Here is a 1038-nt window from a genome sequence, read left to right on the forward strand (position 1 = left end):
CGTCTGTTCTTTCGTAGCCGTCGTTTAAGCGAGGAATGTAAGCTGGATTGGTGTGCATTGCAACGGTTTGTCGTGTGGCGTGTTTCGTTGGATTCAGCTCAAGAGGTAAATGGCGACTTTGGCGAAACCTTCGTATACCAAGCAAAACAAGCACGATAAGTGCGACTGCTCCTCCACCAATGCCCAAATTGACGCCCATTGATCCCGAAGAGGAAGAAGAGGGGGTCACTCTTTCGGTGGTGGTGGTGGCAGTAGAAGTGGTAGTGTTGGTGGTGGTGGTGGGAGTGGTGGTAGTAGTAGTAGTAGAAGTGGTGGTGGTGGCAGTGATGGCAGTGGTGGTCGTGGTGGTCGTGGTGGCAGTGGTGGTCGTGGTGGTCGTGGTGGCAGTGGTGGTAGTGATGGGCGTGGTGGTAGTGGTCGTAGTGGTGGTGGTAGTCATAGTGGTGGTCGTGGTGGCAGTGGTGGTCGTGGTGGTTGTGGTCGCCGCCACACAGCTCATTTCGTCGACCGTCTCATGTAGAGCCAACGGAGCAGTGCACTGGCAGGGAGCAAGTGGAAACCGCCGATTCCCACAGGTTAGGGGGTTGTTATGATACTGCCTAAAGATGTGTGTGGTAAAGCAAAGAATCAAAAAACACAAGACAAATACGATATCACCAACAACACATGGGCACTTACAAGTCCAGACCAGAGGCTTGAAGAGCCTGAAAGACACCTTTGGCGAGGGTGGTCAATTGGTTATTGTTGAGGTACCTAAGGATGTGTGCACCAAGAGAAGGAGAGCAGCTGAGTTGAAGCGAGGTGTTCTTTTTGAAGGTTTCACCTCCCACAATAAGCTCCAGCCATAGCCCCCTACACCGTACAACGGAAACAAAACATACAGATATTGCAGAGCCGAGTTTTTGTCAAAGAGCCCCACGTCAAGCAAAGTCAGAGCGTTGTTGTACAGGAGTCTAAGAATGTGTGCACCGATGAGTGGGGAGATGAACATGAGTTGAAGCGAGGAGTTCTTTCTTTACACAGAGAAGGTTTCACGTT

Annotated in this window: 1 protein-coding gene; it reads left to right on the top strand. The window is 51.2% G+C overall.

From position 1 onward, the window contains the following. Positions 1-188 precede the first annotated feature (188 nt). Positions 189-593 carry a hypothetical protein gene (locus tag KIT86_RS25175; RefSeq protein WP_297403490.1) on the top strand — a complete coding sequence of 135 codons (405 nt, stop codon included), beginning with the start codon at positions 189-191 and terminating at the stop codon, positions 591-593. Positions 594-1038 lie beyond the last annotated feature (445 nt).

It is taken from the genome of Hydrogenophaga sp. (assembly GCF_026125825.1).
In the GTDB taxonomy this organism is placed as follows: domain Bacteria; phylum Pseudomonadota; class Gammaproteobacteria; order Burkholderiales; family Burkholderiaceae_C; genus Hydrogenophaga.